This is a genomic window from Alteromonas sp. AO-Serp (assembly GCF_017849675.1).
Taxonomy (GTDB): domain Bacteria; phylum Pseudomonadota; class Gammaproteobacteria; order Enterobacterales; family Alteromonadaceae; genus Alteromonas; species Alteromonas macleodii.
Map to the genome: position 1 here is coordinate 1 of NZ_JAFLMX010000026.1, position 20,833 is coordinate 20,833.

The window sequence follows — 20,833 nt, forward strand, 5'->3', positions numbered from 1 at the left end:
GGCTTTGACAGATCGCTAATTAGTAAAATAAGAAAACATATCAAAGACAACGATATCGATATTTTGCATTGTCATCAGTATACGCCCTGGGTTTACGGCACTTTAGCCGCGGCTTTTACAAAAACTAAGGTCATATTCACCGAGCATGGCAGGTTTTACCCAGATTCCTCAAGTTGGAAACGAAAGCTCGTAAATCCTGTTCTAAATAAGTTTACGTCAGCTGTTACGGCAATATCAGAAGCAACAAGAGATGCTTTGATTGAGTTTGAGTGCATAAAGAAGTCTGATATTGATGTCGTTTACAATGGCATTAAACCTCTCGAACCTTCGACTGGAGAGCTTTCAGCACTAAAAATATCACTTGGCCTGCCAGAAAACGCCTTAGTCTTCGGTACCGTGGCGCGATTAGACCCAATTAAAAATCAAAGCTTGCTTATAGAGGCATTCGCAGAAGCCGAAAAGTACATAGCAGAAGCCTATCTTTTAATAGTCGGGGATGGCGAGCTAATGACGTCGTTAAATGCGCAGGTTGAGCGCCTAGGGTTACAACACAAAGTTATTTTCACAGGCTACAAGGCCAACCCTACTAGTCACCTGGCGATAATGGATGTTTTTTTACTCCCCTCTTTAAGCGAGGGAACATCAATGACGCTGCTGGAAGCCATGTCTATCGGTAAGCCTTGCGTAGTGACAAACGCAGGGGGAAACCCTGAAATAGTTACCCATTCAAAAACAGGTCTAGTGACTGCAAACAACAATCAAGAAGAATTAAAAGAAGCGCTGATTACCATTAGCGAGTCCGAGAAAATGAGAGCCTCATTCTCTGAGAGTTCAATTGCACGCTTTTATGAACTTTTCCATGTAAATAAAATGATGGCACAATATTCGAAAATCTATAAAAAAGTGTTGGAAAACTAGAATGCATCCAATTAAAAATGCGGTAATTCAGCTATTTGGGAAGTTTTACTGGCACGACAAAATACAATCTAAAGTTAAACAAGACATTGCTGAGACGACCCTATCAATTCCAGGCGATATAAAAAATATTGCAAGCGAGTACAAAGTTTCTGGCAATGATAAAGTGAGTACTAGGCAACGAGACGACATCATTTTTATTACCAGTAGATTTCGCTCTGGCTCTACTCTTCTTTGGAACCTTTTTCGCGAGGTTGGCGGTTGCACCAGCTATTACGAGCCCTTTAACGAGCGGCAATGGTTTAATAAGGCGTTACGAGGCGACGACGTAGATTCTAGTCATAGAGGAGTCGACGATTACTGGGCTGAATATGACGGACTAGAACGCTTATCCGATTTTTACAAAGAAGATTGGATTCACGCTAATCTGTATATGACGGAAAAGTCTTACGATATTAACATGCTCAATTATATTGATACGCTTATTGAGCATACTGACGAGCGTCCTGTGCTGCAGTTCAACCGCATCGACTTTAGATTGGGCTGGCTGCGTGCAAACTATCCAAATGCAACCGTTTTACATCTTTATCGACATCCAAGAGAACAATGGTGCTCCTTCCTCATCAACAAGGATGAAGTTACAAAAGACAATGTAACCGAAACCTATAAAGATGGGTTCTATCTTGACGTGTGGTGCAAAGACTTAGCGCCTTACTTCCCCATGTTAGATGTAAAACAAACACCGCATCCATACCAACGATTTTATTTTTTATGGAAACTGAGCTGGTTGTGGGGCAAACATTTTGCACATCATTCCGTGAGTTTTGAGTCCTTAGTAACAGATTCCGAAGAAACTATAAAGAAGATTATGACTGCGACCAAAATCTACGCCGTCGCCGACAAGTTACAAAGTATTATCTCAGCCCCAAGACTTGATAACTGGAGAGGCTTTGCAGATAACGAATGGTTTTCAGTGCATGAGCGAAACTGCGAAGAAGTTTTATCAGCCTTTTTCGATGAAACCAAATAACAAAAGAGATTATGAATGGACTTTTCAAAAGAGGTTAAAATTTTAATGTCTACTGATGAAAACACACATTTCAAACAAGATGCTCCGTTAGTGAGCGTAATTGTTCCAGTATTCAACCGATTGCCTTTTCTAGAGCAACTCTTTAAAACCATCAATGCACAAACATATTCAAATATCGAGGTAATCATTGTCGATGATGGTAGCACTGACGGTTCTAATGAATGGTTAATATCAAATCAAGAGAGACTGAACTGGCCGACAACTATTATCACGCAAGCGAATGCCGGACATTACGATGCTAGAAATAATGGTTTGAATATTTCCACGGGTAAATATATAGCTTTTCAAGATAGCGATGATGAGTGGCCCGATTATCATATAAAAAGGATGGTTACTTATTTAGAGGACAATAGCGATATCGACTGGCTATTCGGTGAACTAAAAAGAATAGACCATAATACTGGAGTTACTATTGAAGAAAGCAACCTTGTCAGAAAGGACGGCAGTCTCCACCCATTCATTAAACTCAATTCAGAACTACGAGACAACGGTGTAAATAAACTAACTTCCAGCCACATTGGAGTTGTGGCCATAGCGCATAGGGTACCTGGTAGTACGCAATCAGCACTGATAAGAAGTTCACTATTTAGCAGCATGCGTTTTGATCCGAGCTTCCGAACAGCGTATGACCAGTTCTTTGCTGTAAAATGCGTCTTGAAAGGATTTCAATTTGGCTTTGTGCGGGAAATACACCAAATCTATCACGTTCATAACACGAACATATCGTTGGTTAATGGGGGTGACGCAGATAAAAGACTAAAAAGCTCAATGACTCACATCAAAGGGTATAGAACGCTACTCCCATTCTGTAATGAGCAAGAATCAGAAGAAGTACGAAAAAAGTTAGCATTTCAATACGCGTGGGTAAAGGCAGTGGCCGAAATGGAAAAAGGTAATTATGGCGAAGCTTTTCGCTCAAACCTTAAAGCAATCTCATATGACTGGAAAAACTTGCAGTATTGGAAAACGATGTTATTAACGCCCTTAAAAAGGGTTCTAAAAAGAGTATGAATCATCAACGAAATGAGGAAATCATAAATACACTATGAAAGATTCAAGTGCTCCGTCGTAAAACCTCTAAACGATAATATAATTAAACAAAAAATCGAATTTTAAGATGCCAGAAGAAAATAAATCACTATCTTCCAAAACTACCACGACAATTTCGCTTCTCGCGTTGATGAAGATAATTGTAACCGTTTTTTCTGTGCTAAGCATATTTGTTCTTGCAAAATTACTTACTCCGGAAGACTTTGGTTTAGTAGCGATGGCTAGCATTTTAGCTGTCGCTCTTCAACAAGCCCTTCAAATACCCGTCAATCAGGTTCTGATACTCATAGATGAACCAAGTCGCGAAGACTTCAACACAGCATTCACACTGAATGTAATTCGCGGTTTGATTATGCTTTCACTGCTAGCGGGCTCCGCCTATCCCATGAGCATTTTCTATGGTGAAAGCGAAGTAACATACCTAGCTCTAGCTTTTTCAATTCCACTTTTACTCAGTGGTTTCGAAAACCCGACGCTGATTATGCTCGAAAAAGAGCTGCAAGTTAAAAAGATAGTTTTTATGAACATTTTTGCTCAGCTTGTCGGAATACTAACCTCTATTTACCTTGCTTGGCTTACCCAATCGTATTGGGCAATGGTATGGGGGAATATAACAAATCAAGTCGTCCGACTTGTAATGACGTACTCTTTACGACCCTACCTCCCCGGGTTCAGTCTGTCTAAGTGGCGTTCTATGATGTCTTTTTCTGTTTGGTTAACGTTCAGCAAAGTGCTCTTAACGCTGACTGAAAAACTGGATCAAATACTGATAGGTAAGCTTTTCGGCTCTGCTTCTCTTGGACATTTCAATATTGGAAGTGAGATAGCTAGGCGGCCTACTTTGGAATTTGCAGGAGTTCTCAATAGAGGGTTGTTTCCAGCCTTTTCGCAACTGAAGCACGAACACCAACGCCTTTTAACAGCATATAATTATTCAATCGGCTATTGCGCAGCCTTTGCCATTCCTCTAGGAATGGGATTAACGATACTGGCTGAGCCATTCGTGTTGTTGTTTTTGGGCCAGCAATGGTCTAATGCTATTATTGTTGTTCAAGCACTTGCTGCAGCCGTCGCGTTCTCTACTATTGACGGGCCTACTCGCGCCATCTTAATGGCAAAAGGCAAAACCAAGCTCATTTTTCACAGAGATGTCTTTTTCGCATTAACTAAAACCCTATTGGTCATTCTTGGTGTTATCTATTTTGGAATTCTAGGAATTCTCATTGGAATTGCGGTAGGAAGGATAATTGTAATTCTTATTAATTGGTTTGTAATGAAAGAAGTATTTGAAGTATCGTTTTCACACCAGATAAGACTTGTCATTCGATCTGTATTAAGCTCACTTATCATGGCATGTGTATTGATGCTTGTTTTAAATAATATTGAGGTACCGGAAGCATTGAGCCTCATTCAGTGGTTATTCATCCTAGCCGAGCTATTGATACACGTGATGATTGGTGCTTTAGTTTATGTTTCATCTCACTTTGCCCTTTGGGTTTTAATGAAAAAACCATGTGGGCCAGAAGAAAAGTTACTTAAAGTCGTAAGCAAGTGTAAATAACAAGCAATGGAAAATAGTTTGAACGCCTACTCCCCTTACCCAAACATAATCTTGCTAGGAACTCAGCGTTCTGGCACAACACTGTTAACACGAATGCTTAGTGCCCATAGCTCCATTTTTATTCAAAACGAAGTAAGTGTTGAGAAAATATTTTTCGGACAGGCGTCGACTGATGAGATTAACGCTAGGTGTAATAAGCAAATTGAATTGCGACATGGTTTATCGGTACCAGAGCTTCTAGAGAAAGAGAATAAAAAGTTATGGGGCTTTAAAGACCCGCAGCTTACTGAGCACCTTGACGAACTTGTCCCCTTTTTAAAGACAACAAAGTTTATAACAATAGTGAGAGACCCTCGCGGTGTAGTCAACAGTTATATCGACAATAAATGGGGGTTAGGTACAACGGCCTACACTGGGGCGCTTAGATGGAAAAACGAGGTAGCTGCACAGGAACAGTTCATGAAACTAGCGCCTGCGCAATGCTTATATATTCGGTACGAAGACCTAGTATCTAATCAGGAAGAGACACTGAGGACCGTTTGCAAACATTTAGAGATAGAGTTTGAAGACAGCCTACTCAACTATTATAAGAAAAAGCCTAATTTTAAATTAAATGCATCAAACATTAATACAAACGCAAGCGCCGACAAGCGCTTCTCCACACGATGGAAAGACAAACTGTCGCGCAGACAAGTATCTGATATTGAATTCGTGACTCATGACCTTCTAATTAAAAATGGCTATGAACTAACAACTTCTGCGAAACGACCTAACAGGCTGCGTAGAATACTTTATCACATGCACCAAACGATTGTGGGTGAGTATCAAATTCAATATCAATTAAAAAAACATGCTATCAAGCAGTTTCTTGCCAAAAGGCGCGCTAAAAATGCTTAGCGTTTTAATGTTTTTCTCCACTTTACTAGGTGGCGTTATACTTTCATTAAGGCATTCTATTGCAATAGCATTTGTTGTTTATCAAGCCATCTATTTTTTTAATCCTGAAAAAAGATGGTGGGGCAACATTGTTCCGGATATTAGCTATTCATTTTTCATTGTTATCTTTATGGCGCTGCTTGTGTTAGCGAACGGCAAACTTACTAAAGAAAACAAAATTTCGAAAGCACCACCTTTAAAATGGTCCATATTAGTAATGCTGACATACTGTGTGGCTTATTTTTACGCTATCGCGCCCGAGTATCACTACACGTTCATGATCTACTTTATCAAGCTGATCGTGATTATGTGCCTTGCTTACAAGTTGATTAGCTCTGCTAAAGACTTCACTTATGTACTGTACGGTTACATTTTCTCCGCATGGTATGTGAGCTTTTATGTCTTTCAGATAGGGCGTAACGCCGGTAACAGGGTTGAAGGTGTCGGGCTGGTGGATAGCCCTGATGCGAACGGGCTTGCAGCGGCCATAGCTCCCGCTCTTGTTCTCACTTTATACTATTATTGGATATCAAATAAATATTGGATGAAAGGTGTTTTTGCGATAGCGGGTATCTTTATTGCGAACGCTGTTGTCTTAATTAATAGTCGAGGAGCTTTCCTTGCTGTCGCCGCTAGCATCGCATTTTTTATGTACTTCATGTATACGTCTTCGTTTCAGCGCAAGCACCAGAAAAAAATGGCTGTATTTATCACTATCGCAGGGTTAAGTGGCGCACTCTATATAGCAGACGACGACTTTATCAGCCGAATTACTGGGATCGCAGGTGAAATGGATAAAGCTGAGAGCCAAGAATCAGGTGCCACACGCTTAGTTTTTTGGAAGGCGGCATGGGATATGACAAAAGACTATCCTTTCGGAAATGGTTACAGAGGATTTAACTACTTTTCCCCGTTTTACATTCCAGAAGGTATAGACACTGGAGGTAACAGAAGTCGAAGTGTTCACTCCACATGGTTTGAGACGTTAACTGAAGTGGGTTACTTAGGTCTTTTGTTCTTTATTATGATGCTATGGTCTGCTTGGAAGCATTTGAATAAGGTAAGGTCCTATCTTAGAGACAATCAGTTGGTAGATGAATACTTCAAGATAATAGCCCTGCAAGGATCGCTTATAGCATTTGTTATCGCTATGACATTCTTAAACAGAATGAGAGCTGAAGTACTCTACTGGTTAATCATGTTTAGCGCAGCCGCGTACAACGTCTACGTTTTAAAAAAATACGCCGGCCAACCCAATAGCCAAAGTAACACGTAACTATGAAGAAAATTTTTGCCTACTTTTTCCTTTGTATATCGCTTATCGCACTAGCGATAAACATTAGCGGTTTCTTTTTTAAGCTATCGCCATCAGAAATTAAAGATGAAAATTTAAGATTCAAGAATGACCAGATCTATACTTATGAAGATGCACTAGAAAACATCCGGTGGACAGAAAGCGATTCAAAAGCGACTTACGCACAAAGGCTAAACTCTACAGTTGCTGGCAGACTGGCACATGTTCATTGGGAAAAATATACCCCCACGCGATTTAACCAAACAGTTCCAGTTTGGGAAAACTACATTCTTTATTTGGCAGGTAAATTAAGTAATATTCCAGAGTTTGAGAGATACCATTTTTCAGACCCATATCGCAGTTTGGAGCGAGGTATCGGTATTTGTGGCGATGCCTCAATGAATTTATCAAAGCTTCTTGATAATGAAGACGTTGCTAACACAATCATAAGCTTTCCGGGGCATGTTATCGTTGAAGTCGAAATAGCAGAAAACATAAAGCACGTATTCGACCCTGACTTTAACGTAATACTACCCTATAGCATTGAAGAGATTAATGCGCAGTCAGACCTGATAATCCCTTTTTATGAAGAAAAAAGCTATTCAGAAAAAGAAATTAATAACTTAGTTAATAAATACGAATTAGAATTTAAAAGGTGGCAAGGCGTAGAGCACTTCATAACTAAAAAGTACTACTTTGAATACGCCTCATATTACTTAATTTGGATACTGCCCTTTCTTTTCTTTCTTCTATTTTTAAAGTTAAGAAAGTAGCTGTTGCTCTATCTGGCATCTCGCGTAGCGAAGATAGAGCATGAAGGTTAATTCCAATGCTTCAAATCGACGTTTAAAGATTGCTCAATACGGTTGATATCTTCTTCTAAATCTCGCAAAAAACTATCTGGCAAATTGACCTGTTGCTTCTGAGGAGAATCAAGTTTACCAATAACCCTTTTGATGGGTTCAGCAAGCTTGCTCTCTTTCAAAGCATCTAGCAGTTTTCCTAACCCTATGTTGCGCAAAGTCTGCTGCGCATTAGGCATTAAGACTTTGTTTACTCGTTTGTTCAAAAAAGAAGGGCTTCCCACTTCTCTTACACCTAAAAAACGATATACAGATGAAAGGAAGCTTAATGGACTTGAAGCAAGGTCTTCGTAAAACAGTACTAGAAGGTTTTCTTTCGGAACAATGGAAGAAATCCTCTGCAGATGCTTACCTTGAAGACTTAAATCGGCAAACTCTGGTTTTTCTTCCAAAGCTTGCTCTATGCTAGTTAGTCCCCACTTTTCCTTAAACAAGGCGAACTGCGATATAGCTCGAGCTTTGGGCTCTCTCAAAATAAATATGAACTTAGCCTCAGGTAATAGTGCATGGGCTTTTTCAATAGCGCCGGGATACTGGTAATAGTTTGGTGTAATTTCACCAATCGCCTTTTCGCTCACCCCTTCAAAATGCTGAAAATACCATTCATCGCCTTTTTCATGGTTAAGGTCGAAGTAGTGTAATTCCTTTGTTTCAGGCAAAAATATTTCAGGGTGCTCTCTTAAACACTCATACAGCCAAGTGGTTCCTGCTCGTTGGGCTCCAATGACTAGAAAGTTCGGTTTCAATTTATTATTCCTTTTAACGATGATTCCAACGATTTACTTTGTTCAAATTCCTTTAGCCATGAGGTTGGAATTTCTTGCTCTTGGGTTGATGGAGAATTATTGAGGTTTATTGAATATGCAGCAACATAAGTTTGATTCAAACTTCCAAACACTACCCATAGCAGTTGTCGCTCATTGTCCCACAATATAGACCCTAATTGAGTATGAGAGTACACGTCATCGCTCCAATCAATGCCATCTCGAGGCCAGTCAAATCGTTTACTTTTAGTATCGTATGGCAAAACCCGTCCAGTGAGCGCTTCACTCAGGTGTTCTGGTTCATAAACTTGAGCCCCTCTGGCAAATAAGCCTCTAGGATAAGCTTGATTGCCTCTTTCTTTACTATGGGCTGCGCGATCACCTTTTTCTATGCCTTCCTCGCTGTAGAATGCAGTTGGGTCAGCAACTAAAAAGTACTTTCCTGAACCAATGTCTCCCTGAGCCCTATAATCATGAACACCTCGCCCGAAGTTATGGGTTACAACTATCCCCTTCACTGACGGATGATTTACAAAAGCGATTCCACCAACGTCACCCGCCTGCCAATAGCCGCCCTCATTGTCCGGCATTTTCCACATACGCAATTTAGCTTTGTTATATGTATTCGGGTCAATGTTGGGATATGTATAGTAAGGATCACGCCTTGCTGGATACTCTTTAGGGAAATTTAACAAAAAAATAGGTGCGTCATTAGTTCCATTCCAAAGACCCAAAGAAGGGCCTAAAGGGGAGCCCAGAACATCATAACCTCCTCTACCAAGCAAAAACTCAGCGCCATTTAAATTTTGAGCCGACCATTTATCGTCAGTAATGCGCATAAAGCCGCCACCAAGAGACTGCATCAGATGAAAATTGTCATACTCCAAATTGGTATTAGATACAACTTGATATCGCGTCTCCTCATGGGTATCAAGGTCAACTTCTGCTAGCCACTCAGCCTCAAAACCAGAACGATAGCTTTTTCTACCAGAAACAATTACCGTATTTTTGTCTCGAAAAAAAACGCCTGTTGGGCCCAACTTTCTTACGTTATCTAGTACTTTTACCCGCGTAGTTTCCTTCATTAAAGGCCAGCCAGAAGGGTTTCCTTTACCTAACGCATCCGGCTCATCTAGCACTACCACAAAGCCTTCAGGATGACCTAAAACCCATTGGTTCGTTCCAGGTAGGTTATCGATATACAATGACGAGTATCGCATTCCCCCGTGTTTTATACGAGGAATCGTAAATCCTCCCATCAGCTCTAGATGATGCTTTTCAAGTAAAACTTTTTCACTGTAGGGTAAGTTGTTGCTTACTGACTTATCGACCACAGGTTTTACAACATCAGGTTTGCTGCTACCGTCTACAGAACCCAAAACAAGCTCTGTTTCTGACAATCTAGAATGTTCAACAATATGGTTTAGGACTTCTCTCGCCTCCTTCTTTTGTGACCAAGAAATCCATTTTTCAACAATACTATTTCGAACATCTAATCGTCCCAACGTACAGCCTTCTCCATTTAACTTATTTTGATAACTAGAATAGAAACAAATGGCATTAATGTAGAAGGGTACGAGCGCATCAATTTTTCTCGTAAAAGTGAGCGTCAGCCCAAATTTGTTTAAAGAGAGCAGCAGTGCACTGTTTTCAGCGTCTCGGTTAATCCAGCTAGACAAACTGCTTAGGTCATGATCTTGTAGACGAATATTTGAACTTTCACTAGAGGCGTACAATAGCTTTTCGAAAAGCGCCTTTCCCAAGTCGCTTTGAGAAGTGTCGTCGCTATCTTCAGTTAAAAGTAATGGAGGTGTGACCAATGCGTAAAGCGCAGAGCCGAATAACAGAATCAGACAAATGGATAGCCAAGCAATGTATTTTTTCATTTATTAAAACTTTAAAATATCGGTAAATGATAAGCTTTATAACGACGGTACAAACTGGTTACGTGGAAGAAGAGGATAGCGCAAGATGACACCTGTTGACAGCTTTAAAAAGACGTTGCTCCTTTCCCTGTTTTTTGTCGCGTCAATATGTTCTGCTTTTTCAAAACCACACGACTCAATAAGTGTTAAAAATGTTGATGAACTCCAAAAAGCAGTGTCGTACCTTAATCAAGGGCGAATAAAACACATTGTGTTGAAGCCGGGTACCTATCAAGTTTTTCGCCGATTAAAGATAAACAGTAACAATGTGACGATTTCAGGTGCTTCAGACGATGCTACCGATGTTGTTATATCTGGAAACGGAATGAAGGCCTCTAAAAGCGTTGGGATAATCTTCGACATTTCAGGCAGCCATGTAACCATTCGAAATCTAACGCTCCAAGAAACTTCTAACCATTTGATACAGGTAAGAGCCGAGAAAAACGCTGATAACTTCCATTTATCAAATGTCAGACTGCTAAATAGCTATGAACAAATGGTAAAAGTTTCTGGAGGACCAGGAACGGAATTGCCCACTTCAGATTATGGAATAATTGAAAACTGTATTTTCGAATATACGTCTGGCATAGGCCCTCAGTTTTATATAGGAGGGATAGACGCGCACCGCGCTCATCACTGGCTGGTCAAAAATAATACGTTTAAGAACATTGCTAGCCCCTCAAAACACGTGGCTGAACACGCTATCCATTTCTGGAACTACAGCAAAGACAATCGAGTCGTGGAGAATAAAATAATAAACTCAGACCGAGCAATTGGGTTTGGAATGAACGACAGGCCTCATCAAAATACAGGGGGCGTTATAGCAGGTAATATCATTGTACATAGCAATACTAGCCACCCGTTTTCTGATGCTGGGATAGTTTTAGAGAGCAGTCCTGGAACAATTGTGAAAGACAATCAAATTTTCATGGATACTCATTACCCAAACGCTATCGAATACAGATATGAAAGCACTTCAGGCGTCGTAATTCAAAACAATGAAACTAATCGACGAATTGTTGCTAGAGATGGCGCTACCGCTGTTTTAGTTAACAATAACCAAGCTGATTGGTTTAAAGGGGTTTTGCTTAATTTACGGTATCTATTTTTTCCAGCCTACGGATAGCGTTTTTACAATTGTGGTAACTTGAGCAGCTACTTTGGTTTCTTTCAAAGCAAAAAGCGCAGAACCAAGACCAATTAACAAAGGCACAAAAAAGCTAATACCCGCCGTTGCGATGTAAAGCACAATTTCTAGTAACGTAGTCTGTTCGCTAAGATTAACCAAACTGTTAGCAGTAAAAGAAGCAAGCTTTGCGCATGCTAACGATAGAGCTAAAACACATGCTCCCCACATTGACACAATAAACCCTAGTGTTTTGTGTGATAAATACATCACTAGAAACAACAAAAGCGTGGTAATAGAGCCTGTAGTAACTCTATATAAAGCAATATCTGACACGTTCGCAGAGATGGCAGCTGCATATATAAGTGCCCCCACAATGCAAAACAGAGAAAACGAATCAAACACAAACAACGCTTTTACTTTTCCCTGAGCAATTAGCGAAATTTCTAACACATAAACTGCCCCCCAATACACAACGAGCCATGCAAGACAACTCAATAATAACCCAGCCATATCCCACTGCTCTCCTAATAGCAACAATGTGATTGGTTGTGCGAACGCTGACAGGAACATTGCGATGGGTATAGTTATAAAAAAAGTTATCACAAGTGCTGTAGCGATTTGCTGAAAAAAGTAATCCCTTATGTGCACTGTTTCACGTAGCGCTGAAAGAATGGGCTCAATAGCGGGAGCTAGAAAGTAATGACCAGGCATCATTGCCAGCTCTCTTGAGAGATTGTATTGACCTAAACTGTTGGCAGAAAATAAACGAGATACAAAAAAGGTATCTGCTTGAGAGCGCAGATATCCGACCATATTTTTGCCTAGCATCCAGCCAGAAAAGCTCAATTGTTGTCGCCAATCGACAAAGGTGAATCGAGGTGATTTTTTGAACCATGAATAGCTTAAAAGAACGCCTGCCGCAGTCGACACGAGATCGGCAATAATAAACGACCAAAAGCTTTTAAAAAGGATAGCTGATGAGATAACGACAACGAAGGCAATCAGCTTTTCAGTCACGCCCAACGCAAAAATCCCTTGGTAGCGCACCATCCGCTTTTGTTGTAAAAGTGACGAGGATTTTAGGGCATTTAGGGGCAAAACAAGTGACACCACCAGCAGCCCTGTTGTTATCTCAGGTTTGTTAAGTACGCTTGCTACTACACCTGATAAGCAAATTAAAATGAGACATATCAAGCTTTTCAAAACGACATTGATAGACCATGCAGTATTTAACTCACTGATGCGAAGCCGCTTCTTTTGCATGATGTATTGTTCGGTAGCCACATTGGCAAACACATCAAAAAAGTAAAGGACTATGCTTATCGCAGCGATTATACCGAAGTCAGAAGGAGTCAATAGTCTAGCAAGTATAAGCGTGCTGATAAGCCCTATAAACTTACTAAGTAATTTAGCACCAGCAGAGAGAAGTGCCCCTTTTGATAGATCAGATAGTTTGGTCACTATTTAAAAAGACGTTTCGCTTTTGCCACGTGCTGATCCCAGTTGAATCGGTTCTTTGCATAGTCGGCTATGTCAACTTCGCCATCAACAATTTCGCGGTTTCTAAGAATAGGACTAAGCCCATTTAGTAAGTTTTCTGTAGAGCTACAGTCGATAATATGGCCAGTCTTACCTATATTCATGGTCTCGCGCGTTCCTCCGGAGTCTCCCGCAATTACAGGCTTACCGCAGACTTGCGCCTCAACAAGCACCATACCAAAACCTTCAATATCATTGTCTATGGTTCTATTCGGCAAAATGAAAATGTCACATTGCTGATAGCATTTGATAAGAGCCTCGTCATCCATGTCGGGGTATACACATACGTTGTCGTGCAGCTCGTGCTGGTCGACCAGCGAAATAAGCTCGTCGTAACACTCTCCCCTCCCGACCACAGCGTAAAATAAATCAGGAAACTCATTAAGAAGTGCCGGCATCGATTTAATAAGGAAGTCTTGCCCTTTTCTGCGCTGAAGCCTGCCAACAGTCAGTAATACCCGTTTACCCGACCATCCCATTTTTTGACGGAATGACGTATCAGGGGCCGCGACTTCAAAGCGACTCGTGTCTACTCCAGGGTGCAAAACCTCACACTTACTGCCAGAATCAAACCCTAGCTTGCGCACTATATTCGCGGTGTTTTCACTATTACAGATAAGCATAGACGCGTTTTTACACACGTTTTTTACAAGCAGGCTATGCTCACGACTTGTGGCTGCGGTTTCTACATCCTCGCCATGAACAAAACAGTTATATCGCGCTCCCGCTAAAAGCTTTAGTGCTCTGGCTATCACTCCCTCGGGAATAACTCTTCCACAGTGCACCTCCTCGATACCATGCTCTTTAACGAGTTTAAGTACTTTGCGAATGGTTTCCCAGTAAAACCCCAGTCCTTTAGTGCTTGCTAGTCCCCATTCGGTGCTTTCAAGCTCAATGCGAACAATATCTAGCTCGTGAGTTTTATCAAATTCGCGACCTTCCGGTGTATCATTTGCAACTATAAGCACTTTGTCATTAGGGAGACGTGAATAAAGCTCCCAAAACCATCGGCCACTTCCACCTTCCTTAGGAGGGAAATTCTCAGTTAGCAATAACGTTTTTTTCATTTTTTATTCTTACTTGTGATACTCGCAATTGACTCTCTCAACTGCTCTGCGTCTTGACTTAAAGTAGCGAGGATCCAAAGGTTGCCACCGCTCTCTTTACCAAAAAGAACACTTCTTACTTGGAAAACTTTAGCCGGTATTTTACTGGTAAAAAGGTGCTCATCTATCTCGTACCATCGAACTATTTTTAACTTCTCGCCCCTAAGAGATACCACATTAAAGACAGTAAATGTATTTCCTGAAACGTTTAGTATCTCAGTTCCTTCTAAAGAAAAACGTTCTGGGTCAAAATTGCGATGCAAGTCACTAACTAATTCATTGTCCTGCTCACTGAACCAAGCAGAATAAACTTTAACACGACAATCATTGATAAAGCCTTCTCGTTCATCATCAGGATTGATGATTAGAGGTGTCCAACTGATGGTGCCACAAGTGTGTTTTTCAATATCGTTTAACAGTGCAGACGAAGTAATTACTGCCGAGTGATTAGCGTTGGCTATGTTGGTTTTCCATGCGCCAAAAGCCACAAATAATACAAGTGTCAAAGCAACGGTTAGTCTGTGTATTTGAAACTTAGGATTAACTGTAGCAGGAGGGTTTTCGAGGGGCGCGGCATCTCGCATAAGCTCGCCTATTCCTAAAAGACAAACAATAACGAACGCGAAGAAAAACCACCCATAAATTAAATGATCTGCGCCAGCCGCGTGCTCCATATCAGTCCAGTAGGCTATCAAAATAATTCCGTAAACCCTTACTATGTTGGCCAGAATAGGAAATATAAGCGAAATTACCACAAACGAGACTTTTCTCTTCACTGAATTCAGATTGAGATATGCGTACAAGCTTCCAATCACAAAGCTAGCTATAAAAAAGCTTACTCCAGAGCACGCTTCTGCGACTAAAAAGCGGCCTTGAGGAATATCAATGTAGAGGCCGCTGCGAAAGAGCGGCACACCCGTTAGTCGTAAAAGAGCTACTGAGCCGTCTGCGGCAATCTCCTGAAGATAAGGAATTAACTGTTCGCCGACAGGTATACTGAACAACATAAAAGTGAGCGGAAATAAAATGGTTTTCGCCGCTGACGTTCCTAAAATCAGCCATATCATGGCAGGCAAAAGTACAAAAGTAGCCGTATGAAGAAACAACTGAACGTCTCCGGCAATGCCAATGACGTACAGCAGTAACGCAGGCACTATAATAACAAGTGCTAATGGAGCCGTTTTTATGGGTGAGGCAAGAAGTGTTTTACGTTTAAAGTAGATAAGATAAAGAGCACCGGGAATGATAAAAAAACCGTGATTAAATATCTCATTCCCATACCAAATTTGAATAGCAGTAGTAATACCTTGCCAGCAAAAAACTATCCAAAAGAGTATTAAGGCCAGGCCGCTTAAGTAAAAGGTTTTACTTTCTCGAGGGGAAGTATTTCGCCCGTTTCCATTTGTTTCTAGAGCTTCACTGTTACTCATGAGTAGTTCCTTGCCCTTACTGCTTAACCCGAAAGTTCTTCTGCTTATTTTATATCGTAGGCTTGCTGCATTGTTACCCAGTTAAAGTCTTTAAGCAGCTTTTCTACTTTGCCTTCCATTCTTGACAAGTTGATGTAGTGGCGAGCTTTAGACTTCCACGGTGCAGAACTAAATTTTGGTTGATCCGCATCTATCTCCCAAGGATGAAAATAGAAACTGTATGGCGCACTTTCAGATTGCATGAATTCAGTAATACGGCGTTTAGATAACCAATAAGGATAAAGACGAAAATAACCGCCACCACCAATCCCAATATTTGTTCCTTTCTTACGAACTGTTGGTATTGGAATCTCTATCAGACCATTCTCACGTTTGTATTTAAAGCGCGGCCAATCTGGTACACCATAGAGATCGTGGTTGATTGGATAAGTACTAGAAGAATAAACAAAGCCGAGCTCCTTTAGGATATCGTACGCCCACGTGTTCGAATCGTTAATTGAAAAACTCGGAGCTCTATAGCCTTTTAACGCCACACCGCCTATATCTTCAAGAATCTCTTTGCTTTGCTTAATATCATTGAAAAGCTCTTGCTCGGTCATCGTTGTAGCGCGTTGATGCGCTAATCCGTGGCTTGCCAGCTCATGACCTTCACTTACTATCCGTTTGATAACATCTGGGCAGCGCTGCGCCACCCAGCCTAACGTAAAAAATGTCGATCTAACGTTATTTTGAGCAAACAAATCTAGAAGGCGATGGGTATTATCTCCCACTCTCAAGCCGATCGAATCCCAATCGCTTTTGTTTACTACGCCTTCAAAAGCAGAAACTTGAAAGTAGTCTTCCACATCTACTGTCATGGCATTGAGTCGATTATCTAGCTTCATGATTATCGCCCTTTGCCAAACAGTACAATTTCAACCGTACGGATAAGTATCAAAATATCTAACAGCAAACTTTGGTGTTTTACATAATAAAGATCGAACTTAAGCTTTTCCATAGAGTCTTCTACGCTGGCGCCATAAGGGTAATTGAGCTGTGCCCAGCCAGCTAAACCTGGTTTAACGTTATGACGCTGATTGTAATAGGGCACTTCGCGTACAAGCTGCTCTACAAACTGAGGTCTCTCTGGACGAGGTCCGATAAATGCCATTTCACCTTTAAACACATTTAAAAGCTGTGGTAATTCGTCTACGCGGTACTTTCTAATAAAGTGGCCAATACGAGTAACGCGATCATCATTCTTGCTTGCCCATTTAGCGCCATCTTTTTCTGCATCAGGTCGCATACTTCTGAATTTAATTATTTTGAAAAGCTTTCCGTTTAACCCCACTCGCTCTTGTTTATAGAAAACGGACACACCTGTACGTCTGCCATCATCGCAATAGATAATGAACGCGGTAATCAGCATAATTGGCCAAACAAAGAGGAATATGATGAACGCTAGGAACGCGTTGAGAGTGTAATCTAGCGCGTCTCGCAAATAATTCTGGCTCTGAAATCCATTGGAATAAATGACCCAACTCGGGTACATCAGGTTTACCACTATTTGCCCTGTTTCTCGCTCCATGAAATCTAAAAGCTCGGTAACTTCAATCCCTCTCAGCCTGCAGTCAAAAAGCACTTCTACAGGAAGCGTTCCACGACGTTGGTCGCAAGCAATGACTATTTCTTCTATTTCATTATCTGCAATGAACTGCTGAAAACTCTCGTCTACCTTAAGATGAATAATCTTCTCTTTTCGAATTCCGTCTTCCCGATTGTCTCCTGGAATTGGGATGAACCCTACAAGCTCAAACCCAATTCTATCCACATCTCTGCGCATACGCTTTTCAATAATTGAAGCTCTTTCCCCTGCCCCAAGGACTAATATGCGCACTTTCCCTAGGCCCAACAAGCCGAGACGGTTTGTGAAATACCTGAAAACAACTAAGGTTATAATAATTGAACAAACTGATGCTGGCAGGAAATAAGAATCCATGACCAAGTCATCAAAAAATGCTCGACTTAGCACTTCGACTAAAAAATAACTCAGTCCCACGCTAACGAATATGCGACGGATAATACCTCGGAAAGTTTCTCTTAACTTCGCTTCATACAACCCAACGGATAACGAACATAACAATATTGAAACTGTAAGCATTCCTACGTTGATTATCAGTTTTTCCACCGTCACATTCGGCGACATACCAATTTGCGTAAGGATAAAATGAGAAATATAGCCCATGTAAGCAATGAGCAACGCTTCTGTTATTACTAGTATATTTGAGCGTTTATTTTGATTGCGCTTGTTTACTGCCACCCCTGGCCCCCTAAAACTGCGGCGTTTTTCCCATCATAAAGGGATTTATTCCAATAGACTACAATTGTTGTTGGCATTATAGTGACATTTACCGTAGGGTAAACGACAAAAGCCATAAATTAACCATAATGAGTGTAGGATGATCTCTTATGTTCCGCTTTAAAAAACTAATAACGTGCTGTGCTCCACTTCTAATAATTGGTCTCAATGGCTGTAGTAATACTGCCGTGTTGCCCGAAGCAACGACTCGTTCATCGCTAACTACCGATGTTAATGAATATCAATATTTAATTGGTCCTGGGGACTCTTTAACCATATTTGTTTGGCGAAACCCTGAAGTCTCAGGCAATTTCATAGTACGACCGGATGGCAAGGTTACAACTTCACTGGTTGAGGACATTGATGTAGCAGGTAAAACCCCTACGATGCTCGCTAGAGAAATTGAAGAGCAACTTTCAACCTACATAAATAACCCGAGAGTCACAGTTAGTGTAAACAACTTCACTGGCCCTTTAAGTGAACAGGTTCGTGTGATTGGTGAGGCTACAAACCCAAGCGCAGTTAGCTATTCCGAGCACATGACGCTACTGGATTTAATGATAGCCGTAGGTGGTTTAACGGAATTCGCAGATGGGAACGGGGCAAAGCTAGTTCGAGTGGTAGACGGGAAACAAAAAACATTCGAAATAAACATTGACGATTTGATTAGAGATGGTGATATATCAAAAAATGTCGATATGCTACCTGGTGATATCGTGATCATTCCAGAAGCTTGGTTCTAGTTGTAAAGCAGTAAACGGAACAAATAATAAAATGCAGGATTTACAACAAACGTTAGTCCAAGTCCTTGACTACATTAAAGGGGTTTGGATTAAAAAGCGTTACGTAATTATTTTTTCATGGCTCATATGTCCAGTTGGCTTTGTGTATGTTGCCAGCCTTCCAGATGTCTACTCATCAAAAGCCCAAGTGTTCGTTGATACTCGCTCGGTTTTGCAGCCTCTACTGCGAGGCCTAGCAATTCAAACGAATCCTGACCAAGAAATTCAGATGATGGCCAAAACGTTGCTTAGTAGGAGCAATGTTGAAAAGATTGCACGTGAGAGTGACCTCGATATAACGACAACAACAGAAGCAGAGTTCGAAACGTTAGTGACTAACCTAACCAAGGACATCCAGCTATCATCAACTGGTAGAGACAATATTTATAATATCTCTTTTTCTAACGAGGAACCATCCACTGCGCAGCGAGTAGTCCAAGAAACACTTGATCTATTTGTCGAAGGCGCTTTGGGAAATAACAGAAAAGATACTGATACGGCTGGGCGCTTTTTAGATGAGCAAATTGCAGAATATGAGTCTCGCCTTACTGAGGCAGAGCAAAGGCTTGCGAATTTCAAACGTCAGTACAACGATATACTGCCATTAGCAGGGACCTATTACTCCAGCCTTCAAGGTTTGAATGACGAGCTTGAGGCGACTCGCCTTCAAATTCGACAAGCTCAGCAACAAGCAGAGACTCTTAAGGGTCAAATTAGCAGTTCCAAACAAAACGACAGCTTTGGCGTGACTAATCGTGACGAACCTGTTCTAAGTACTCGCTATGACGAGCGTATAAAGTCTTTAGAGGAAGAGCTCGATAGACTGACCCTTCGCTTCACAGACCTTCATCCTGATGTTATTGAGACCAAAGCTCTCTTAGAGAGCCTAGAGGAGTCTCGCAGTAAAGAAATTGAAGCATTTCTCACTGCTGATGGCGATGAGCAGAATCAACCACTTTCTGAATTGAATAGAGAAATAAAGTTAGAAGCTAGTAGATTGGAAAGTCAAATAGCATCTCTAAGAGTAAAAGAGAGCGACTTGCAAAGCAAAATAGCAGGGTTAGAGAGCAAAGTGGATCTTATCCCGCAAATAGAGGCTGAATCTTCGGCGCTTAACAGAGAATACGGTGTAACCAAGCAAAAATACGAAGAGCTTCTATCGCGCCGTGAATCAGCAGACTTATCAAGAAGGGCTGACGTGTCAGCAGAAGACCTTCAATTTCGAATTATAGAGCCACCGCTTCTTCCCAAGCGCCCTTCAGGCCCAAACAGGCTCATTTTTTACACCGCCGTGTTAATTATAGGTTTCGGCACAGGAATCGGCATTGCATTTCTTATTAGTCAACTTAATCCTATCTTGATTAGGCCTAAGCAGTTACTAAATGTGTCTGATTATCCTATATGGGGTACTGTAACCCACTTGAACATTGAGCAGATAAATAAAACAAACAGAAACCGTCTTTTAGTGTTTCTGCTTTCCAGTGGTACTATTTTGGCAATGTACGGTGCCTTGGTCGCCGCTGAAATTATGAATATAGATTTATTCGGAGGGCTTCTTTAATGAAAAATACAATTGAGAAGGCACTTCAAAAACAAAAAGAGGCGAAAGCAGCAAGTCATAAGACTTCGTCTACAGAAAAAATTGAAGACGCTAGTCATTCAAACGCGCCTGAAGAGTCGAAGGTATCAATTGACAAACCTGCACCCGCAGAGCTTCCTGTTGAAACCGTAATTGCTGAAGAAAAGGAATTTATCAATAAAAAAACTCCACTTGACGAGTTTGTTATTGATTTCGTGCGACTTGATAAGAACGGACATATTTCGCTTAACGGTGAGAGAAAACAAATTAATGAAGAGTACCGAGAAATAAAGCGTAAGCTTTTAGCAAATGCTTTTGGTTCACTAGCGAAAACCCTTCACAACCCGAACATTATTATGGTTACCAGTAGTCGCCCTTCTGAAGGGAAGACATTCACTGCAACCAACCTGGCGATGAGTATCGCATCGGAGCAGGATAAAACCGTACTTCTTGTGGACGCCGACGTACTTAAGCCTAATGTATTAAACACTTTAGGGTTAGAGCGTCGTAAAGGGCTAATGGAATACTTGAC

General features: G+C 41.1%; 18 protein-coding genes. 11 read left to right on the forward strand and 7 right to left on the reverse strand.

Annotation, left to right across the window (positions count from 1 at the left end; genetic code table 11):
- The 7 genes from QVA83_RS02105 to QVA83_RS02135 form a co-directional block, all read left to right on the forward strand.
- Positions 1-918, forward strand: a 918-nt coding sequence (locus QVA83_RS02105) for a glycosyltransferase family 4 protein (RefSeq protein WP_287498081.1), incomplete at its 5' end; no start/stop codon positions are given.
- A gap of 1 nt (position 919) precedes the next feature.
- Positions 920-1,945 carry a sulfotransferase gene (locus QVA83_RS02110; RefSeq protein WP_287498082.1) on the forward strand — a complete coding sequence of 342 codons (1,026 nt, stop codon included), beginning with the start codon at positions 920-922 and terminating at the stop codon, positions 1,943-1,945.
- A gap of 15 nt (positions 1,946-1,960) precedes the next feature.
- Positions 1,961-3,016, forward strand: a complete 1,056-nt coding sequence (locus QVA83_RS02115) for a glycosyltransferase family 2 protein (RefSeq protein WP_061486241.1) — start codon at positions 1,961-1,963, stop codon at positions 3,014-3,016.
- Between the two features lie 106 nt (positions 3,017-3,122).
- Complete coding sequence (locus tag QVA83_RS02120) at positions 3,123-4,616, forward strand: lipopolysaccharide biosynthesis protein (protein WP_287498083.1); 1,494 nt, start codon at positions 3,123-3,125, stop codon at positions 4,614-4,616.
- A 6-nt stretch (positions 4,617-4,622) separates the two neighbouring features.
- Positions 4,623-5,513: a sulfotransferase family protein gene (locus QVA83_RS02125; protein WP_081106102.1), complete on the forward strand. Its 891-nt coding sequence runs from the start codon at positions 4,623-4,625 to the stop codon at positions 5,511-5,513.
- Entirely contained in the window at positions 5,506-6,828 is a 1,323-nt protein-coding gene (locus QVA83_RS02130; RefSeq protein ID WP_287498084.1) for an O-antigen ligase family protein, read from the forward strand. Before QVA83_RS02125 ends, QVA83_RS02130 begins: the two co-directional genes overlap by 8 nt.
- A 2-nt stretch (positions 6,829-6,830) precedes the next feature.
- Entirely contained in the window at positions 6,831-7,619 is a 789-nt protein-coding gene (locus QVA83_RS02135) for a hypothetical protein (RefSeq protein ID WP_287498085.1), read from the forward strand.
- 47 nt (positions 7,620-7,666) lie between these two features.
- Here the strand turns inward: QVA83_RS02135 and QVA83_RS02140 are convergent, their stop codons facing one another.
- Together QVA83_RS02140 and QVA83_RS02145 are read right to left on the reverse strand one after the other, a co-directional pair.
- Entirely contained in the window at positions 7,667-8,455 is a 789-nt protein-coding gene (locus QVA83_RS02140; RefSeq protein WP_287498086.1) for a sulfotransferase family protein, read from the reverse strand.
- Entirely contained in the window at positions 8,452-10,359 is a 1,908-nt protein-coding gene (locus QVA83_RS02145; RefSeq protein WP_287498087.1) for a hypothetical protein, read from the reverse strand. Before QVA83_RS02145 ends, QVA83_RS02140 begins: the two co-directional genes overlap by 4 nt.
- 85 nt (positions 10,360-10,444) lie before the next feature.
- Between QVA83_RS02145 and QVA83_RS02150 the strand changes: the two genes are divergently transcribed.
- Positions 10,445-11,524 (forward strand): right-handed parallel beta-helix repeat-containing protein, encoded by a 1,080-nt coding sequence (locus QVA83_RS02150; protein WP_101565361.1) that lies wholly within the window; start codon positions 10,445-10,447, stop codon positions 11,522-11,524.
- Here the strand turns inward: QVA83_RS02150 and QVA83_RS02155 are convergent.
- From QVA83_RS02155 to QVA83_RS02175, 5 genes are read right to left on the reverse strand one after another with little or no spacing between them, the layout of a single operon-like run.
- On the reverse strand, positions 11,501-12,988 hold the full coding sequence (locus tag QVA83_RS02155; RefSeq protein WP_283626625.1) for an oligosaccharide flippase family protein: 1,488 nt from the start codon (positions 12,986-12,988) through the stop codon (positions 11,501-11,503). The two genes, QVA83_RS02150 and QVA83_RS02155, sit on opposite strands and share 24 nt — an antisense overlap.
- On the reverse strand, positions 12,988-14,133 hold the full coding sequence (locus QVA83_RS02160) for a glycosyltransferase family 4 protein (RefSeq protein ID WP_283626626.1): 1,146 nt from the start codon (positions 14,131-14,133) through the stop codon (positions 12,988-12,990). Before QVA83_RS02160 ends, QVA83_RS02155 begins: the two co-directional genes overlap by 1 nt.
- Positions 14,130-15,602 (reverse strand): exosortase A, encoded by a 1,473-nt coding sequence (gene xrtA, locus QVA83_RS02165; protein ID WP_287498088.1) that lies wholly within the window; start codon positions 15,600-15,602, stop codon positions 14,130-14,132. Before xrtA ends, QVA83_RS02160 begins: the two co-directional genes overlap by 4 nt.
- A 44-nt stretch (positions 15,603-15,646) precedes the next feature.
- Positions 15,647-16,486 (reverse strand): XrtA system polysaccharide deacetylase, encoded by an 840-nt coding sequence (locus tag QVA83_RS02170; protein WP_287498089.1) that lies wholly within the window; start codon positions 16,484-16,486, stop codon positions 15,647-15,649.
- A gap of 2 nt (positions 16,487-16,488) precedes the next feature.
- Positions 16,489-17,901 carry a TIGR03013 family XrtA/PEP-CTERM system glycosyltransferase gene (locus tag QVA83_RS02175; protein WP_061486265.1) on the reverse strand — a complete coding sequence of 471 codons (1,413 nt, stop codon included), beginning with the start codon at positions 17,899-17,901 and terminating at the stop codon, positions 16,489-16,491.
- Positions 17,902-18,050: 149 nt separating this feature from the next.
- On the opposite strand from QVA83_RS02175, the gene QVA83_RS02180 reads away from it, so the two are divergent.
- From QVA83_RS02180 to QVA83_RS02190, 3 genes are all read left to right on the forward strand, one after another.
- The gene (locus QVA83_RS02180) at positions 18,051-18,683 is read left to right on the forward strand and encodes an XrtA/PEP-CTERM system exopolysaccharide export protein (protein ID WP_061486270.1); all 633 of its coding nucleotides are present in this window, start codon (positions 18,051-18,053) and stop codon (positions 18,681-18,683) included.
- 31 nt (positions 18,684-18,714) lie between these two features.
- The gene (locus tag QVA83_RS02185; protein ID WP_287498090.1) at positions 18,715-20,283 is read left to right on the forward strand and encodes an XrtA system polysaccharide chain length determinant; all 1,569 of its coding nucleotides are present in this window, start codon (positions 18,715-18,717) and stop codon (positions 20,281-20,283) included.
- Positions 20,283-20,833: P-loop NTPase family protein (locus QVA83_RS02190; RefSeq protein WP_502711450.1), on the forward strand; the 551-nt coding region annotated here is incomplete at its 3' end. The genes QVA83_RS02185 and QVA83_RS02190, both read left to right, overlap by 1 nt.

Bases quoted from the DNA above. Each gene is read 5' to 3' on its own strand.
- QVA83_RS02110 (WP_287498082.1), top strand. From the start codon at position 920: ATGCATCCAATTAAAAATGCGGTAATTCAGCTATTTGGGAAGTTTTAC.
- QVA83_RS02115 (WP_061486241.1), top strand. From the start codon at position 1,961: ATGGACTTTTCAAAAGAGGTTAAAATTTTAATGTCTACTGATGAAAAC.
- QVA83_RS02120 (WP_287498083.1), top strand. From the start codon at position 3,123: ATGCCAGAAGAAAATAAATCACTATCTTCCAAAACTACCACGACAATT.
- QVA83_RS02125 (WP_081106102.1), top strand. From the start codon at position 4,623: ATGGAAAATAGTTTGAACGCCTACTCCCCTTACCCAAACATAATCTTG.
- QVA83_RS02130 (WP_287498084.1), top strand. From the start codon at position 5,506: ATGCTTAGCGTTTTAATGTTTTTCTCCACTTTACTAGGTGGCGTTATA.
- QVA83_RS02135 (WP_287498085.1), top strand. From the start codon at position 6,831: ATGAAGAAAATTTTTGCCTACTTTTTCCTTTGTATATCGCTTATCGCA.
- QVA83_RS02145 (WP_287498087.1), bottom strand. From the start codon at position 10,359: ATGAAAAAATACATTGCTTGGCTATCCATTTGTCTGATTCTGTTATTC.
- QVA83_RS02150 (WP_101565361.1), top strand. From the start codon at position 10,445: ATGACACCTGTTGACAGCTTTAAAAAGACGTTGCTCCTTTCCCTGTTT.
- QVA83_RS02160 (WP_283626626.1), bottom strand. From the start codon at position 14,133: ATGAAAAAAACGTTATTGCTAACTGAGAATTTCCCTCCTAAGGAAGGT.
- xrtA (WP_287498088.1), bottom strand. From the start codon at position 15,602: ATGAGTAACAGTGAAGCTCTAGAAACAAATGGAAACGGGCGAAATACT.
- QVA83_RS02170 (WP_287498089.1), bottom strand. From the start codon at position 16,486: ATGAAGCTAGATAATCGACTCAATGCCATGACAGTAGATGTGGAAGAC.
- QVA83_RS02180 (WP_061486270.1), top strand. From the start codon at position 18,051: ATGTTCCGCTTTAAAAAACTAATAACGTGCTGTGCTCCACTTCTAATA.
- QVA83_RS02185 (WP_287498090.1), top strand. From the start codon at position 18,715: ATGCAGGATTTACAACAAACGTTAGTCCAAGTCCTTGACTACATTAAA.